At 56.5% G+C, this 15,125-nt stretch carries 13 protein-coding genes; 1 reads left to right on the forward strand and 12 read right to left on the reverse strand.

What is annotated here, in order from left to right:
• The coding region (locus Q1B46_RS13870; RefSeq protein WP_299948931.1) for an ABC transporter permease subunit at positions 1-705 on the forward strand (705 nt) is incomplete at its 5' end.
• Between the two features lie 180 nt (positions 706-885).
• Here the strand turns inward: Q1B46_RS13870 and Q1B46_RS13875 are convergent.
• The 12 genes from Q1B46_RS13875 to Q1B46_RS13930 all read right to left on the reverse strand — a co-directional run bounded on the left by Q1B46_RS13875 (position 886) and on the right by Q1B46_RS13930 (position 15,080).
• On the reverse strand, positions 886-1,812 hold the full coding sequence (locus Q1B46_RS13875; RefSeq protein ID WP_299948933.1) for a carbohydrate kinase: 927 nt from the start codon (positions 1,810-1,812) through the stop codon (positions 886-888).
• A 39-nt stretch (positions 1,813-1,851) separates the two neighbouring features.
• Positions 1,852-3,717: a family 1 glycosylhydrolase gene (locus Q1B46_RS13880; protein WP_299948935.1), complete on the reverse strand. Its 1,866-nt coding sequence runs from the start codon at positions 3,715-3,717 to the stop codon at positions 1,852-1,854.
• A gap of 68 nt (positions 3,718-3,785) precedes the next feature.
• The gene (locus Q1B46_RS13885) at positions 3,786-5,699 is read right to left on the reverse strand and encodes a beta-galactosidase (RefSeq protein WP_299948936.1); all 1,914 of its coding nucleotides are present in this window, start codon (positions 5,697-5,699) and stop codon (positions 3,786-3,788) included.
• On the reverse strand, positions 5,696-6,556 hold the full coding sequence (locus Q1B46_RS13890) for an SMP-30/gluconolactonase/LRE family protein (RefSeq protein WP_299948938.1): 861 nt from the start codon (positions 6,554-6,556) through the stop codon (positions 5,696-5,698). Before Q1B46_RS13890 ends, Q1B46_RS13885 begins: the two co-directional genes overlap by 4 nt.
• Complete coding sequence (locus tag Q1B46_RS13895; RefSeq protein ID WP_299948940.1) at positions 6,553-7,158, reverse strand: 2-dehydro-3-deoxy-6-phosphogalactonate aldolase; 606 nt, start codon at positions 7,156-7,158, stop codon at positions 6,553-6,555. Before Q1B46_RS13895 ends, Q1B46_RS13890 begins: the two co-directional genes overlap by 4 nt.
• Positions 7,155-8,048: a 2-dehydro-3-deoxygalactonokinase gene (locus Q1B46_RS13900; RefSeq protein ID WP_299948942.1), complete on the reverse strand. Its 894-nt coding sequence runs from the start codon at positions 8,046-8,048 to the stop codon at positions 7,155-7,157. The genes Q1B46_RS13895 and Q1B46_RS13900 overlap by 4 nt, the downstream gene beginning before the upstream one ends.
• 4 nt (positions 8,049-8,052) lie before the next feature.
• Positions 8,053-8,820 carry an SDR family oxidoreductase gene (locus tag Q1B46_RS13905; RefSeq protein ID WP_299948944.1) on the reverse strand — a complete coding sequence of 256 codons (768 nt, stop codon included), beginning with the start codon at positions 8,818-8,820 and terminating at the stop codon, positions 8,053-8,055.
• Complete coding sequence (locus tag Q1B46_RS13910) at positions 8,820-10,529, reverse strand: IlvD/Edd family dehydratase (protein WP_299948946.1); 1,710 nt, start codon at positions 10,527-10,529, stop codon at positions 8,820-8,822. The genes Q1B46_RS13905 and Q1B46_RS13910 overlap by 1 nt, the downstream gene beginning before the upstream one ends.
• 56 nt (positions 10,530-10,585) lie before the next feature.
• On the reverse strand, positions 10,586-11,926 hold the full coding sequence (locus Q1B46_RS13915; protein ID WP_299948948.1) for an alpha-glucosidase/alpha-galactosidase: 1,341 nt from the start codon (positions 11,924-11,926) through the stop codon (positions 10,586-10,588).
• 22 nt (positions 11,927-11,948) lie between these two features.
• Positions 11,949-12,797 (reverse strand): carbohydrate ABC transporter permease, encoded by an 849-nt coding sequence (locus Q1B46_RS13920; RefSeq protein ID WP_299948950.1) that lies wholly within the window; start codon positions 12,795-12,797, stop codon positions 11,949-11,951.
• A gap of 1 nt (position 12,798) precedes the next feature.
• Positions 12,799-13,725 carry a sugar ABC transporter permease gene (locus Q1B46_RS13925; RefSeq protein ID WP_299665033.1) on the reverse strand — a complete coding sequence of 309 codons (927 nt, stop codon included), beginning with the start codon at positions 13,723-13,725 and terminating at the stop codon, positions 12,799-12,801.
• Positions 13,726-13,820: 95 nt separating this feature from the next.
• Positions 13,821-15,080: an extracellular solute-binding protein gene (locus Q1B46_RS13930; protein ID WP_299948953.1), complete on the reverse strand. Its 1,260-nt coding sequence runs from the start codon at positions 15,078-15,080 to the stop codon at positions 13,821-13,823.
• Positions 15,081-15,125 lie beyond the last annotated feature (45 nt).

Here is a 15,125-nt window from a genome sequence, read left to right on the forward strand (position 1 = left end):
ACACCCAGACAGGGCTTGCAGATGAACCCGATCTGGCTGCCTGCGCCAGAGACCGTTGTCGCGCGGTTCTTTGAGATTTCCCGCGAGGGCTACCAGAACTTCTCGCTCTGGCAGCATCTGGGCTGGTCGCTACTGCGGGTGATTGTCGGCTTCGTTGCCGGGGCTCTGGTGGGTATTCCGCTGGGCTATGCCATGGGTCTGTCGGGTTGGTTCCGCGGTTGGTTTGATCCGATTGTCGAGTTCATGCGTCCGGTACCGCCATTGGCGCTGATCCCTCTGGTCATCATCTGGTTTGGCATCTGGGAGACCGGCAAGATTGTTCTGCTGTTCCTTGCGGCCTTGTGGATCATGACCATCGCCGCGCGTGCGGGCGTGTCCGGGGTGAATATCTCGAAGATTCATGCGGCCTACTCGCTTGGGGCGTCGAAATGGCAGATCATGCGGCACGTCATCGTTCCGAACTCGCTGCCTGAGATCTTCACCGGAGCGCGGGTTGCGATGGGGGTCTGCTGGGGCACGGTTGTTGCGGCGGAACTGGTCGCGGCGCAAAAAGGCGCCGGGATGATGATCATCGCCGCGTCCAAGTTCCAACTGACGGATATCGTGATCATGGGGATCGTGATGATCGGCGTCATCGGCTATGGCATCGACATCCTCATGCGAAAGGCCGAGAACTGGCTGGTCCCCTGGAAAGGGCGCAGCTGATCCAGAGCAGCAATCCCAGCCCAAAACACACAAAACAATCGGCCCCAAACTCAACCCAGGGGCCGGTTTTTTGGTCACTGGAGGTGTTTACGATGAAATGCGAATGCGTCGATCGGAAGTGCCTGTTCAACCAAAGAGGAACTTCAGCCCATTGGAGCCGCCTTCAGGATATACCTGACGTCAGAGCTCCTGCGACCAAGGCGGATTTGCCCCGGCTCGTGATACGGTAACTGCTGCAACCTTTGCCCCGAATTCCAACGCATCGTGTAGACTGCCTGCCGACAGGGCGCGCAATGCGGATTTGTTCAGATGATCGGCTTGGTGTAGCGCGGCCAGGACGCCCGCATTAAAGGTATCACCGGCCCCGACAGTGTCGACAACCTCAACCTGTTTGACGGGCACGGAAACCTCTGCCCCATCGGAAAGATAGCCTGTCGCGCCGTCGCCACCTTTGGTCACGACAACGACAGATGGTCCGGCCTGCAACATCAGTGGGATTTTCTCAGCATGACTTTCGGGGCCGGGGATGATCCAATCCAGATCCTCGTCAGACACCTTGACTATGTCCGCCTGCGCAATCATGTGGTTCAGGCGCGTGCGATACCGGGTCTGATCCTTGATGAACCCGGGGCGAATATTGGGGTCCAACATCACGGCGCGATCCGCGCTATGACGATCAAGCAAGGCAGCGTAGGCATCGGCGCAGGGTTCGCAAGCCAGGCTGATCCCGCCGAAATACAACGCTGATACGCCTGGTAGCTGATCCGGCATGTCTTCGGGCCGGAGCATTCGTCCTGCCGAGTTCTCATCCATGAAGCTGTATGTGGCGTTCCCGTCTTTCAGTTGCACGAAAGCAAGCGTGGTTGGGCGGTCCGAGCGGATAACGTGGGTGGTCGCCACATGGCTAATCTGCAAAGCAGAGATCAGCTGTTCCCCGAACATATCTGTAGACACACCTGACAACAGCCCTGTCTGTATGCCAAGTCGCCCCAATGCAATCGCGGTGTTGAAGATTGCACCGCCTGAGTGCGGAACAAACCCTTTCCCGCCAGAAACCGTTGGTTCGGCGATCATGTCGATCAAAGCTTCTCCGCAGCACAGGATCATCCTGCTTTCCTTTTGTCTGTCAGAAAACGCATGGTGAGCCTACCGTGCGAGCGCATTCTTGCAGAAATTGTTAGCGCCAACAATGCCAAATTCATCCTGTTCCGAGACATACAGATTAAAGTCTCGCCGCAAATCATCGAACCGCCCGCCAGCATTGAAGGCGCGCAAGAAATCTTGCCCAAATAGCCAGCGGTTCTTCTCTGCTACGCCACCAACGAGAAATACCCCTCCGGTAGGCACAAGTGCGACTGCAAGATCACCCATGATGGCCCCAAGATGTTCGGTAAACATGCGCGCAGCTTTGACAGCGCATGCGTCCGAGCCGTCTTGTGCGGCCTGAAGAATGTCTTTGGCTGAGCGGGTTGAGGTGTTGGTTTGACCCTCGGTCATTCCAATGGCTTGATAGAGGATCGGAAGCCCGGTCCCGCTTACAAACATCTCGGCCTCAATTACAAGAGTATCATCAAAAAAACACTCAGGAGCGATCCGACGCGCTGCATTGAAAACTTCGACCTCATCGAAGTGACGCGGCGACAATCCCATATGGCCACCCTCGCCAGAGACCGTATGAAAGTGGCCTTCGGAATAGAGCAGGGCGCCAACACCCAGTCCAGTCCCCGGTCCCACAACCAGCCGCGTTCCGAGGGGAGGGGATGCCTCGCCTTGCAGCACTTCAACATTGCCCTCGGTGATCTCGGCCACGGACCAAGCGGCAGCTGTAAAATCGTTGATTACAAAGGTATGGTGCGCCCCGGTGGCTCGGGCCAGTTCGGTCTCGGACAGGTCCAGATTGGCGTTAGTCAGGCGAATGGTGCCATTCTGAACTGGACCAGCGCCAGCCGCAACGACTGCGCGCGGCTCGGTACCGATTTCGTCGCACAGGCTATGTAGCGCATCCTGCAGATCAGTCGGGGTGCCTGTAGGGTGTTTGCGAAGATCGGTCAGTTCCCCATCGGTCACGACACCCAACCGGGTATTGGTGCCACCGATATCGGCCACCAGGTTCCAATGCGCATGCAGCCCCTCTTTGGATCGAACCCATGGGGAGGGCTGATTGCCGCGTTTCAAGGTCACCTGGAGCACTTCAACTGCAGCTGTATTCTCTGATTGTATGAATGCCCCTCGGAGAGGAAAGTCGCGAGCGAGAGTTTTTTGAACGGTGTCCAAATAATGGGCTGGGTCTAAATCTGTACCCGTGGCCAAGGTCATGAAAAACGGCAGAGCCTCGGTGTCTTCAAGCGCTATGTGCATCAGCGGGTCAAGATCATCGCTCTTTCCGATGGTTACACCGCACCAATCGATCGGTTCAGCGATTGTGGCAAAATCATCCTGCCAATTCCCGGGTAGATGAATTTCCAATCGATCCAGCAACAGCTCGGGGTATCGCTTGTTAAAGGTCACTTCAGTCATCACAGGGTCTGGCAGCATAATCTCGGCACCCAGATTGGTCATCCCATAGCTCCGCATTGCTTGGCGTGCAGAGCCTTGGGCAAGAGTTTGATGATGCAGGCTGCGCGCTTCGGTACGTGGATCACCGGGTTGCTCGGTGGACAGGCCTGATGTTGAGATGTTGAATATGCGATCCCCGGCTCGGGCGACGATCGCTTCGGCAAATTGCGCAAAATAATCGGCCATCTCCCGATTGCGCCAACCCCCGATGTCGCTCAGCGCCGGGGGAAGCTCGGCGTGATCTAGCAAAACGCACGGTCGTAGATCATGCGCCAGAACTTGATCAATCCGTTTCTCGAAGCGATCCAAGGCATCCGCATCGGTCGCGCGCCCGTCGGGCAGGATATCAATCCAACGGACCGAAAAACGAGACATGTCTAACCCGGTTGCCAAATCGGTGGGGCCTACCGCACCAAAAAGGAACCCCTTGGGAAAGTCTGAACGGGTGTATTTCATTGTAGCAACCTGTTGGAGCTATGACCTGCGTCACGCCATCTATCAGGTTATGTTAGCGGTATCTAGATTTACGATTGCTCAGGGTTGCGCTTTCTAAATTGAACGTCACAGCCTTCAATCTGCAGGTCATCCCAGGCTATTGGATGTGCATTGTAATTTATAAACACCTCATGTGACCTTGTTTCGCGCCGCCGTAGTCCTGTAGGCATCGGGTGGAGTGTCAGGCCAGTTTTCTGAGCGGCCATGGCAATGACTCGATCCCAAAGAACCTCATCCGGGAAACCCGGCAGATACCAAAGTCGTTCTTCGCCTTGCAACGCCGGCGTACCATCGGCGAATGACAGCAAGCTTCGGGCTGTGCCTGACATGCGTTCGACCCAGTGTTCCACACTGCCGCCTCCGTCGACTGTACGGGCCACGCCGGGTGGAAGGGTTTCGATCAGGTCAACATGGCAGCTCAACCCTCCAAGACCGGGGCGCCCCTGTTGAGGGATCTGAAAGTCTTCAGTGATCGCACCACAGCGCGGCCCCAGCAATGCCAGATCACAGCCGTGCAACAGCCGCTGCTCAAGATCACCCAATACAGCCACGCCCGGCGTCAGAATCAGGTTGTAGTGATCCTCGCCGACTCTGGTAGGTGGAACAAAATCCACTGATAACCCGGCACGTCGCAGCGCGCGATAGGCTGAGAATACGAGCTTGAAGTAATCGAACCCTGCGCCCTGAGGCTGCGCTGCCCACGCCCAATCTGACGCATAGTCGAATACTATCGCTACGGGCGCACGCGCGGCTTGAATCTCACCCAACGCCGCCAGGTCATCGGCGGTCTGGCGCGCCTCGGCCAAGCCGGGTGCGTCATGACCATCAGGGGTCAATAGCCCGGCATGCATTTGTTCTTGCCCGAAAGGTGCCTGCCGCCAGCGGAAATAGCTGACCACTTCGGCCCCATGCGCCACGGCTTCAAGCGACCAAAGGCGCACCATTCCGGGCAGGGGGGCTGGATTGTAGGGTGCCCAGTTCACCGGGCCGGGCTGCTGTTCCATCACCCACCAGCGACCGTGGCCGACAGCGCGGTACAGATCATGATGAAAGGCCTGCATGTCAGGATCACCCTGCTGCAGATACGCGGTTTTGTGCGCCTCATCCGCCTCCAGCCGATCTGACAGGAAACCGATCGGGTAGCTGTCCCACGTGGCGATATCCAGATCATCTCCAACATCAAAATGATCGAAATCCAGTACGCGGCCCATGTAGTTGTGCAGCAAAGGGACATCCGTCAGGGGCCGCAACACATCGACCTGAGCTTTGTTGAACGCCACCACCTGATCCGAGCTGAATCGTCGAAACGCCAGGACATGCGCCGGGTTGGGTTCGGTCACGGTCAGGTTCGGAAACTCTATCTGATCGAAGCTGTTGTACTCCATCGACCAGAACACATTACCCCACGCGGCGTTCAGTGCCTCAATCGATCCGTAGCGATCCGAAAGCCAGCGACGAAACGCCTTTAGAGCTGCATCGCTATAGCTGAGCGTCGTGTCATGACATCCATATTCATTGTCGATCTGCCATGCGGCGATATGCGGGTTGTGGCCATAGCGTCGACCCATAAGCTGTGCGATGCGCTTGCATTCGTCGACATAGCCGGGATGGCTAAAACAATAATGTCGGCGCGAGCCAAATTTACGTGGATTACCATAGGCATCAACAGCCAGCATCTCGGGAAGCTTGTCCAACATCCAACGCGGTGGCGTTGCGGTCGGGGTGCCCAACACAATCTTCAAGCCAGCAGAGCCTAAGGCCTCAATCGCGCGATCCAACCAGTCAAATTGCAGATCGCCCGGCGTGGGCTCCATCCAGCTCCAGGCAAACTCTCCGATCCGCACCCATGTCAGGCCGGTCTCGATCATGCGCGCTGCGTCCTTGGCCCAATTCTCTTCGGGCCAGTGTTCGGGGTAATAACAGACGCCAAGTTCTGCCTTCATAGGATAACTCTGTGCTCCGCCTGACCTTGCCCGACATCTGACGCGGCGAAGGTCATACCGTTTGTTGGGGTTTGTATTAACGCGTCCGTCTCCAGCCCCTGTCGGGCGGTGGTGCAGAACAGTGTGGTCAGATCATTACCGCCAAAGCTTGGACAAGAGGTGTGTTCTGCGTCGAAACCGACGGTTTTCAGGAATTGACCGCCCGGGGAATAAGCAGCAACCCGGCTGGCCCCCCATTGGGCGATCCAGATATTACCGCCGCGATCAACAACCGCTCCGTCCGGGTTCAGACCTTCATTCTTTAGATCGAGGAATACAGCAGCGTCCCCAATGGGCCAGCCTGTTTCGGCGTCTAGCTCCCAGCGCATGACCTGTCCGGTGACGGTATCACTGTAGTAGGCACAGGAGCTATCTGGTGCAAAGCAGATCGCGTTTGTGATGGTTACGTCTCGTACCAATGGCCGCAGTTCGCCTTTCCAAAAGCGATAGATTGATCCGGCCCCAGCTTCCGCCTGTTTGCCCATGGTGCCAATCCAGAACCCGCCCCACGGATCGGCGCGGCCATCGTTGGATCGGGTCACAGGATTGTCGGCCTCAAGCGGGACAATCAGGTCTATGGTGTGGCTTGTCAGCCCAAAGCGCCAAAGGCCGGTCTCTGATGCGATCATCAGCGTGTCGTGGTCAACCCATCCGGCGGTGGAGACATGTTCTTTGAATTCCCACACCTGTGGTTTATCTTTTTTTCGGGACATCAGGCGTTTGCCGATGATGTCGAACCAGAAAAGCTGCTTTCGCTCAGGGTGCCACAATGGCCCCTCGCCAAGTTCGCAGGGGCGGTCATCGTAAACGTGACTCATCTGACAGCCTCGTCGAAAGCAGCCACAATCTGTTGGGCGCGATCCGATATTTCAGCAACCGACATTCCCGGCTTAAAAATCGCTGATCCGATCCCGAAGCCATCAGCGCTTGCCCTGATCCATTGATCGAAATTCTCAGGGCCTGCACCACCTACCGCATAGACCTGAGTGCCCGGTGGCAGAATGGCGCGCATCGCAGCCAGCCCTGCGGTTCCGGCCATCGATCCGGGGAACAGTTTCAGCCCTGTGGCCCCGGCCTGTAATGCGCTGAAGGCTTCGGTTGGGGTGAAAACACCGGGCCAGGTTTGCACCTCAAGCGCAACGGATCGCCGGATTACGGACACATCGCAGTTTGGCGAAACGATCAGTTTTCCACCTACATTTGCAACCGCTTCAACCTGATCGGTGGTCAGCACAGTACCAGCTCCGACAAGAGCCCGATCCCCGATCTCTGAGACGAGGATACGGATGCTTTCCAACGGATCAGGAGAGTTCAGTGGTACTTCGATCCGGTCTATGCCCGCTTGCACCAGAGCGTGCCCGACCGGCTTTGCCTCATCGGGTGTCAACCCGCGCAGGATGGCGATAATGGGACGGCTCATGCTGTTTGCCTCGTCAATGTTCTGGCTTGTGCCAGCCCCGCAATAGTTGTGGCGGTGGCGTCTGCAGTCTCAACCAGCGCACCCTGCTGCTGCAGAGCGGTCGCGTATGCGTTGGTTAAACCCTCTGAGCCGATGACAGCCAATTGCTGACCCAACCAATAGGGCCGCGATGCGGAAAGTTCTGCACCGATCAAGAGCCCTGAAAGCCGGGCGCGCGCGATGCTTTTGTTCTGACCATGTAGCAAATCTGCGGCACGCAACCCAAAGAGTCGTGCTGCAAGTTGTTCAGGCTTCGACAGCGTATCGGATACGGCATCGGCAAAACTCGCGTCATCCCATCCGTCGTCGATGGAATGACGCAGAACGGATTGCCCCCGCAGCAGGTCAAACAATTCACCGGTCATAAAGGTGCGGAAACTAACGACCTCACCTGCACTGATCTGCGCCCATTTCGTATGAGTGCCGGGCAGACAAATGACACCATCCCAATTCTGATGCGTACTGAGAAAACCCGCGATCTGCGTTTCTTCACCGCGCATTACATCGGGCGGGTTATTCTGCTTGAGCCCCGGCACCACGAAGGCCCGAATGCGTGGATCAGTATTTGGAACACGGAACGGCACAACTGGGATTGGCTCGGACGGCACTGCGGAATACGGGGCCTCGACCCAACCCTGCCGTGCACCAACCATTCCGCAGGCGATCACGTCTACCGGTTTCCCGGGCAGCCAATCTTCGATTAGAGCCAGCAGCGCGGCCTGGAAATCGCCACCCGCTGTGCGCGACATGCCATCCTGCGACGCGGTCTGGGTCAGAACGCTTTCGCCTTGCATGGCCCAGGCCCGCAAATGAGATGTTCCCCAATCGACAGCGATCCACTCGACATTCATAGCGTCACCCCGTTGTCACCACGCCACCATCGACGACCATACATTGACCCGTCATTGCGCGGCTGGCATCCGAAGCCAAAAATAGGGTTGGTGCGATCATGTCTTCGGGTATCAAATGCTCTTTCAGGCATTGGCGGTCCAGATGCGCGGCCAAATCTTCTGACGTGGCCCACATATCCAGCTGTTTCTGCGTCAGTACCCATCCCGGCGCCAACGCGTTGACGCGGATTCTTTGTGGCCCAAGCTCGCGCGCCAAAGAGCGTGTCATACCGGTGATCGCCGCATTCGAACTGGTGTAGATCGGATAACCGGCATTCCCCATCAAGTAGCTGATCGAACTGAAATTGATGATCGAACCACCTTTGTCCTTCATCTGGCGCGCAGCTTCCTGGCAGGTGAAGTAGTAGGCTTTGAGGTTCACCTCGATCATCCAGTCCCAAAAGTCGGGCGTGGTTTCTTCCAGCGAGTGGCGTTTGTCATTGGCGGCATTGTTGACCAGCACATTCAGCGGGCCGTGGACTTCGGCTGCTTTTGCCATGGTGGCATGCAACAGCTCGGTGTCCGTCATGTCACCCTGCAAAAACAAGGGAGCGCGGCCATGTTTATCGCGCATCTGATCGACAAAAGCGCTGGCATCGGAGCGGCCGATAAAGGCGACATTGGCGCCTTGTCCCATGAAGCCGTCGGTCAGAGCTGCGCCAACTCCTGATCCGCCGCCTGTAATATATACTGACGCGCCGCGCAGGTCGTGAAATGAAGCAAGTTGATCCATCAGTGGCTCTCTCTCGTCACAAGGCGCGTGTCTTTACCGACAAGGAAATCAAGATCAGCACCGCGATCAGCCTGCAACACATGGTCGATATATAGTTTTGCATAACCGCGCGTATAATGCGGATCGTCCGGTTGCCATAGGGCGCGGCGGGCGTCCAGTTCCTTTTCGTCGACAAGCAGTTCCAGTTCGCCATTGCTGGCAGATACACGGATGCGGTCGCCGGTCTTAACCAAGGCCAACGTGCCACCGGCCTGAGCCTCGGGGCTGACATGCAGAACGACCGTTCCGAAGGCGGTTCCAGACATACGCGCGTCTGAGATTCGGATCATATCGCGCACACCCTCCTTCACCAGCTTGGCGGGGATAGGCATGTTGCCAACCTCGGGCATGCCCGGATATCCCTTGGGGCCACAGCCTTTGAGGACCAGTATCGTGTTAGGTGTCACCGGCAGATCGTCGCGGTCGATATTGGCTTTCAGGTCTTCGATGCTTTCGAAAACGTAAGCTTCGGCTTCGGTCTCTAACAACGCGTCGGTAGCGGCCGAGGGCTTAACGATGGCCCCGTTGGGCGCAAGGTTCCCGCGCAAGACACGCAGGCCCGCGGCAGGTTTTACCGGGTCATCAAAGGGTCGGATTACATCCGGATTGTAGCATTCAGCGCCTTCGTAATGGGCTGAGATGTCCTTGTTCAATACCGTTTTTGCTGGACGCAGAAAGGGTTTTAGTTCGGACAGAACCACGGGTACACCGCCTGCATAACAGAAATCCTCCATCAGGTATTTGCCCGAAGGCATGCAGTTCACAAGCAGGGGAATCTCGGACCCGATTTCAAAATCTTTCAACGTCAGATCAATGCCCAAACGACCCGCGAGTGCGAGAAGATGGATGACCGCATTGGTCGACCCACCAACGGCGGCGTTTGCGAGGATGGCATTTTCGAACGCTTGTTTTGTCAGAATGTCCGATGGCTTAAGGTCCTCATCCACCATCTCGACAATTCGTTTGCCGGTCAGATGTGCCAGCGCCATGCGGCGTGCGTCAACGGCGGGCAGGGCGGCGTTGGTGGGCAAGCTCATTCCCATCGCTTCAACCAGCGAGGCCATGGTGCTGGCGGTACCCATCGTCATGCAAACCCCTGCGCTGCGCGACATACCGGATTCCGCATTCATGAAATCCTGCAAGGTCATTTCCCCTGCTCGGACAGCTTCTGAAAATTTCCAGACGTCAGTGCCCGAACCGATATCCTGCCCCCGGTATTTACCATTCAGCATCGGGCCCGAGCTGACGACGATTGATGGAAGATCAACTGAAGCTGCGCCCATCAACTGACCCGGAGTTGTCTTGTCACATCCGCCCAGAAGGACGACGCCGTCAATGCCATAAGCGCGAATGGACTCTTCAACATCCATTGCCAAAAGGTTGCGGAACAGCATGGCGGTGGGCTTCATTTGTGTCTCACCCAGGCTCATCACCGGGAATTCAACCGGGAAGCCGCCAGCCTCCCAAACGCCACGCTTGACGCCTTCGGCCAGATCACGAAGACCCGAATTGCAGGGCGTCAGTTCTGACCATGTATTGCAGATGCCAATGACGGGCCGCCCGTCAAAAGCGTGGTCTGGAAAGCCCTGATTTTTCATCCAGGATCGGTGGATGAACCCGTCTTTATCGAGTTTCCCGTACCAATGTTGTGAACGGCGTTTCTTTGTCATTTTGGCTCTGCGTTTCTGGCTGGTGTTGGAATTGAGTTCTTTTGAACAGATTAAGACTAGGCCGCCCGGGCGGGTTGGCACCAGTCAGGTAGCCAGTCACCATGGGCGGATAGCAAATCGGTCACAAGGTTTCGAATTTGCCGAAGATCAAGCTCGGCTGCGGTATGCGGATCCATCATGGCGGCGTGATAGATGTATTCAGAGTTTTCTTCGGTCAGCGCGCGAACCGTCAGCTCTTGCACATTGATCTGCGTTCGCATCAAGGCAATCAGTTGAGGTGGGATTTCCGTGACCACCGAGGGTTGGACACCGTTTGCATCGATCAAGCAAGGGGTTTCAACCGCAGCGCCCAAAGGTAGCTGGGGAATCTGACCTGTATTTGGCAGATTGCCATAAGCGGTATAAGGCGTATCTGTGACGATTGCGTTCATCAGATCGGCAGCAAATTCGTGGCTGCGGCTTACCTCAATGTTACGGCCATCGGTCAGAGTTTTGGCTTGCTCCTTCCAGTTGGCAACCTGTTCCACACAGCGACTTGGATATTCGTCCAGCGGGATGCTGAACTGTTCGATCAGATCGTGGCGCCCCGCTTTGATAAACCAAGGAACATATTCCGCAAAATGTTCAGAACTTTCAGTGCAGAAGAACCCAAGATGATCCATCACTTCGTACCGAACCTTGTTCGGACACCGCGGCATCAGCAGCGGTGGCTTCGGGAGGTATCCTGCGCGGTAACCTTGACGCAATGCGGGATATAGATCGCGGCCCTCGTATTCGAGCTTAAGGAAAAAGGCGACGTGGTTTATTCCGGCGACTTTATAGCGAATGTTGCCCTTGGACAGGTCAAGATCATGCGCCAGTTCTTCAACCGTGTTCTGGACGGAATGGCATAGACCCACGTGTTTTAACGTGGGAAAGCGCTCGGCCAGGGCCCAGGTGTTGATGGCCATGGGATTTACATATTGCAAAAGCGTCGCATTGTGGCACAGCTGCATCATGTCTTGCGCGACACCCCACAGGACCGGCACGGTGCGCAAGCCCCGCATGATGCCGCCGACACCCAGCGTATCTGCGATTGTCTGGCGCAGGCCGTATTGCTTTGGAATTTCAAAATCCGTCACTGTGCAAGGTTCGTACCCACCAACCTGAAAGGCAGTGATCACGAAATCCGCTCCGTCGAGCGCAGCGCGACGATCAGTGTGGGTTGATACAGTCGCGCCCGTACCTACAGAGCGGATCATGGCTTTGGCCACGGCCTCACTTTCGGCCAAGCGTACCGGATCAATATCCATCAGTGCAAAGTGACTATCCGCCAAGGCGGGGGTGAGCAGGGCATCGCCCACGATATTTTGCATGAAAATCGTGGAACCCGCACCAACAAAGGTGATCTTGGTCATGAGACAAACCTCTGGTTTGACGTTATTTCACGGCACCGAGGGTCAGGCCCGCGATGAAGTGTTTTTGCATCAGGAAGAACATAGCCACGGGTGGTAGTGCTGCCACGATGGAGCCGGCACTCATCAGCTGGTAGGCGGCGCGGAACTGCGCGTTGAAGCTGGTGATACCGGCCGTCACTGGCTGGCTCTCGGCCCCTTGGGTCAGGACAACGGCCCAGAAATAATCGTTCCAGATGAAAGTGAAGATCAATACGCTGAGTGCTGCAATCGCAGGCTTCATCAGCGGTAAGACGACGTACCAGAAGATGCGCCATTCGCTGATGCCCTCCACCCGCGCTGCTTCGATCAACTCGAATGGCAGGGCGCGGATGAAGTTGCGCATGAACAGCGTGCAGAAACCCGTTTGAAACGCAATGTGGAACAAGACCAGCCCGGTTTTGGTATTGTAGAGACCCAATTGCAGCGTCAGGTCGCGTACCGGAACCATCAGGATCTGGAAGGGCACGAAGTTGCCCGCTACAAACATGAAGAAAATCCAAAGGTTCGATTTGAACTTGTAGATTCCCAACGCGAACCCGGTCATGCAGCTGAGCGCCACGGCTCCGATCACGGTTGGAACTGTAATCAGGAACGAATTCAACAGATAGCGCGGCATGTCCGAGTTAAAAAAGACTTGCCCGTAGTTGAACGCGCCCTCAAAGCTGGATGGCATTCCCCAGTAATTCGCATTGGTGAAGTCGGCAGCAGGTTTGACCGAAAACAGCGCAACTGCCAGCAAGGGGCCAAGCCATAAAAGCAAGGCCAGTGGCAGCATCGCCTGATAGGTAATCTGGGCAGCGCGGGGTTGTTTTTCGATGGGTTTGGGAAACATCTTAGTGCCCCTTCTCTTCGCGGTACATCGACCAGAGGAAATAGGCGATGAAGCAGAGCATGATGAGGAACAGGATCACCGCAATGGCTGCTCCGTAACCCATGCGGAAACCGTATTCGGACAAGGCGACCTCGAACATGTAATAGGCCAGCACGCGGGATGATCCAAACGGTCCACCTTGTGTCATGATCGAAATAAGGTCGAAGCTACGTAGCGCGCCAATGATGGTCACGACGAAGGCGATGAACGTTGCAGGGCGCAGTTGCGGCAGAATGATGTGCCACAGCATCCGCCAGCTTTTAGCCCCGTCCAGACGTCCGGCCTCGATCTGTTCGGGGTCCACAGCGTTCAGGCCAGTCAGATACAGGATCATGCAATAAGCGGTTTGTGGCCAGAGGCCAGCGAAGATGATGCCATAGGTTACGAACCGTTCGTCGCCCAGCACGTTCAGCGGGCCGAGGCCAAAGAACCCGAGGAATTCGTTCAGTAGGCCGAAAGTTGGATCGTAAAACCACGTAAAGACAAGGCCAACGACGACCTGAGAGATGACGAATGGAAAGAAGAACAAAGACTTATACAGGCGGATGCCCCAAACCGTCTGGTTCAGGAATAGCGCGATGAACAGTCCCGCAGGGATCGCGGCCAGATATAGGATCAGCCAGATCAGGTTGTTTTTCAGCGAAATATAGAACGCATCCCGGTCGTACAATTCCCAATAGAGGTCCTCGTAGTTGCGAAAGCCAACATATTCTGCCGCTCCCAAGCCGTCCCATTCATAGAGGGACAGGTTGAAGGACTGAAATACGGGGATGATCACATAGACCATGAAAAAGAGCAGGCCGGGGGCCAGGAACAACCACGGCGCGATGCGCTGTTGATTTCTATGGAACCAGCTTTCTTGTTCTGGGGCGTCAACGGCTGCGGTCATGGAACATCTCGGGTCTGGTGGGGGGTAAGGCGGGTTGATGCCCACCCTACAATTGCGGGTGACGTAGGCCGGGCTAAAGCCCGGCCCATGCCAAATCAGTTGTCGTAGATGCGTTGGCGCGCACGCTCCAGCTTGGCCAGAATACGGTCAGCGTTGTCCGGCTTGACCATGAATTCTTGGAAGCCTTCCATTGAAGCCTTGGCCATTTCTGCCGGCGCGTCACGGTCCCAGAACTGAGCAACACCGCCGGGGCTGTTGGACGACAGCATGGCAAAGCCCTGCTGCAGGAACTTGTCCTCATCCACCGCAGACTGCGCATTCACAGGCAATTGGCCGAGGTTGGCACCGTTGTTGATCTCGGTCTGTTCGTCTGCGGATACTGCGAAACGCAGGAACTCACGAGCGGCTTCCTTGTTCGAGGCATTGGCAGGGATGTGGAACGTATCCGTCGGCGCGTCTTCTGCCAATTCGACATCAGGGTTGATGGCAACGAACTGGTAGAAGTCGATTTGGTCATCGCTCAGACCGGCTTCGCGCAGCGGTGCCACGGCGAAGTTGCCCATCAGATAGGCCGCCGCTTCACCGTTGACCATAAAGGGCAGCGCTTCTTGCCAGCTATAGGTCTGGTGGTTGTCGATGAACGCGCCCATGTCGATCAACTGCTTCCAGTTGGCGAACGTCTGCTTAACCCGGTCGTCCTCCCAGCTGATTTCGCCATTGGCGAGCTGGTTGTGGAAATCGAACCCATTTGTGCGCATGTTCAGGTAGTCAAACCAGCCACCTGCAGTCCACAGGAACTTGGTGCCGATGGTATAGCACGCGCGGCCTGAATCGACGATTTTCTGGCAGTTGGCCAGCTCTTCTTCCCAAGTGGTGGGCTCGGTCAGGTCCAGCTCGTCAAAGATGTCTTTGCGGTAGTAAACGCCCCACTGGTAGTAGGTGTAGGGTACACCCCATTGCTTGCCGTCTATGGTCATCGCGCCTTTGGTGGATGCCAGATTATCGGCGATTTCGGGCTCGGCCCATAGGTCCGACACGTCTTCGAACAGACCCGCCTCGACATACGGCTTCATCCGGTTGGCGGCGTACCATGTCGCAACGTCCGGTGTGTCCGCCGTCAGAAAGTTGCGGATCTGGGTCTTATAGGCCTCACGGTCGATCACCGTGGTTTCGATTTCCAACCCGGGGTGCTCGGCCGCGAACCGCTCGATCATCGCTTCCATCGTCGCGCGCGGCGCCGGGTTGGATGTATCGAGGAAGATTCGCAGCTCGCCGGTCAGCTCAGCCGCAACTGGCGCAGCAAGTGCAACACTGGCGGCCAACGCGACCGCGGTGCGCTTGAACATGGAATGCATAGTTTCCTCCCTTAAGCTTCCATATCGGTTCCATTTATTGAAACC

This window comes from uncultured Ruegeria sp. (assembly GCF_947500045.1).
In the GTDB taxonomy this organism is placed as follows: Bacteria; Pseudomonadota; Alphaproteobacteria; order Rhodobacterales; family Rhodobacteraceae; genus Ruegeria.

Coding starts and splice junctions, on each gene's coding strand:
- Q1B46_RS13875 (WP_299948933.1), bottom strand. CDS start 1,812: ATGATCCTGTGCTGCGGAGAAGCTTTGATCGACATGATCGCCGAACCA.
- Q1B46_RS13880 (WP_299948935.1), bottom strand. CDS start 3,717: ATGAAATACACCCGTTCAGACTTTCCCAAGGGGTTCCTTTTTGGTGCG.
- Q1B46_RS13885 (WP_299948936.1), bottom strand. CDS start 5,699: ATGAAGGCAGAACTTGGCGTCTGTTATTACCCCGAACACTGGCCCGAA.
- Q1B46_RS13890 (WP_299948938.1), bottom strand. CDS start 6,556: ATGAGTCACGTTTACGATGACCGCCCCTGCGAACTTGGCGAGGGGCCA.
- Q1B46_RS13895 (WP_299948940.1), bottom strand. CDS start 7,158: ATGAGCCGTCCCATTATCGCCATCCTGCGCGGGTTGACACCCGATGAG.
- Q1B46_RS13900 (WP_299948942.1), bottom strand. CDS start 8,048: ATGAATGTCGAGTGGATCGCTGTCGATTGGGGAACATCTCATTTGCGG.
- Q1B46_RS13905 (WP_299948944.1), bottom strand. CDS start 8,820: ATGGATCAACTTGCTTCATTTCACGACCTGCGCGGCGCGTCAGTATAT.
- Q1B46_RS13910 (WP_299948946.1), bottom strand. CDS start 10,529: ATGACAAAGAAACGCCGTTCACAACATTGGTACGGGAAACTCGATAAA.
- Q1B46_RS13915 (WP_299948948.1), bottom strand. CDS start 11,926: ATGACCAAGATCACCTTTGTTGGTGCGGGTTCCACGATTTTCATGCAA.
- Q1B46_RS13920 (WP_299948950.1), bottom strand. CDS start 12,797: ATGTTTCCCAAACCCATCGAAAAACAACCCCGCGCTGCCCAGATTACC.
- Q1B46_RS13925 (WP_299665033.1), bottom strand. CDS start 13,725: ATGACCGCAGCCGTTGACGCCCCAGAACAAGAAAGCTGGTTCCATAGA.
- Q1B46_RS13930 (WP_299948953.1), bottom strand. CDS start 15,080: ATGCATTCCATGTTCAAGCGCACCGCGGTCGCGTTGGCCGCCAGTGTT.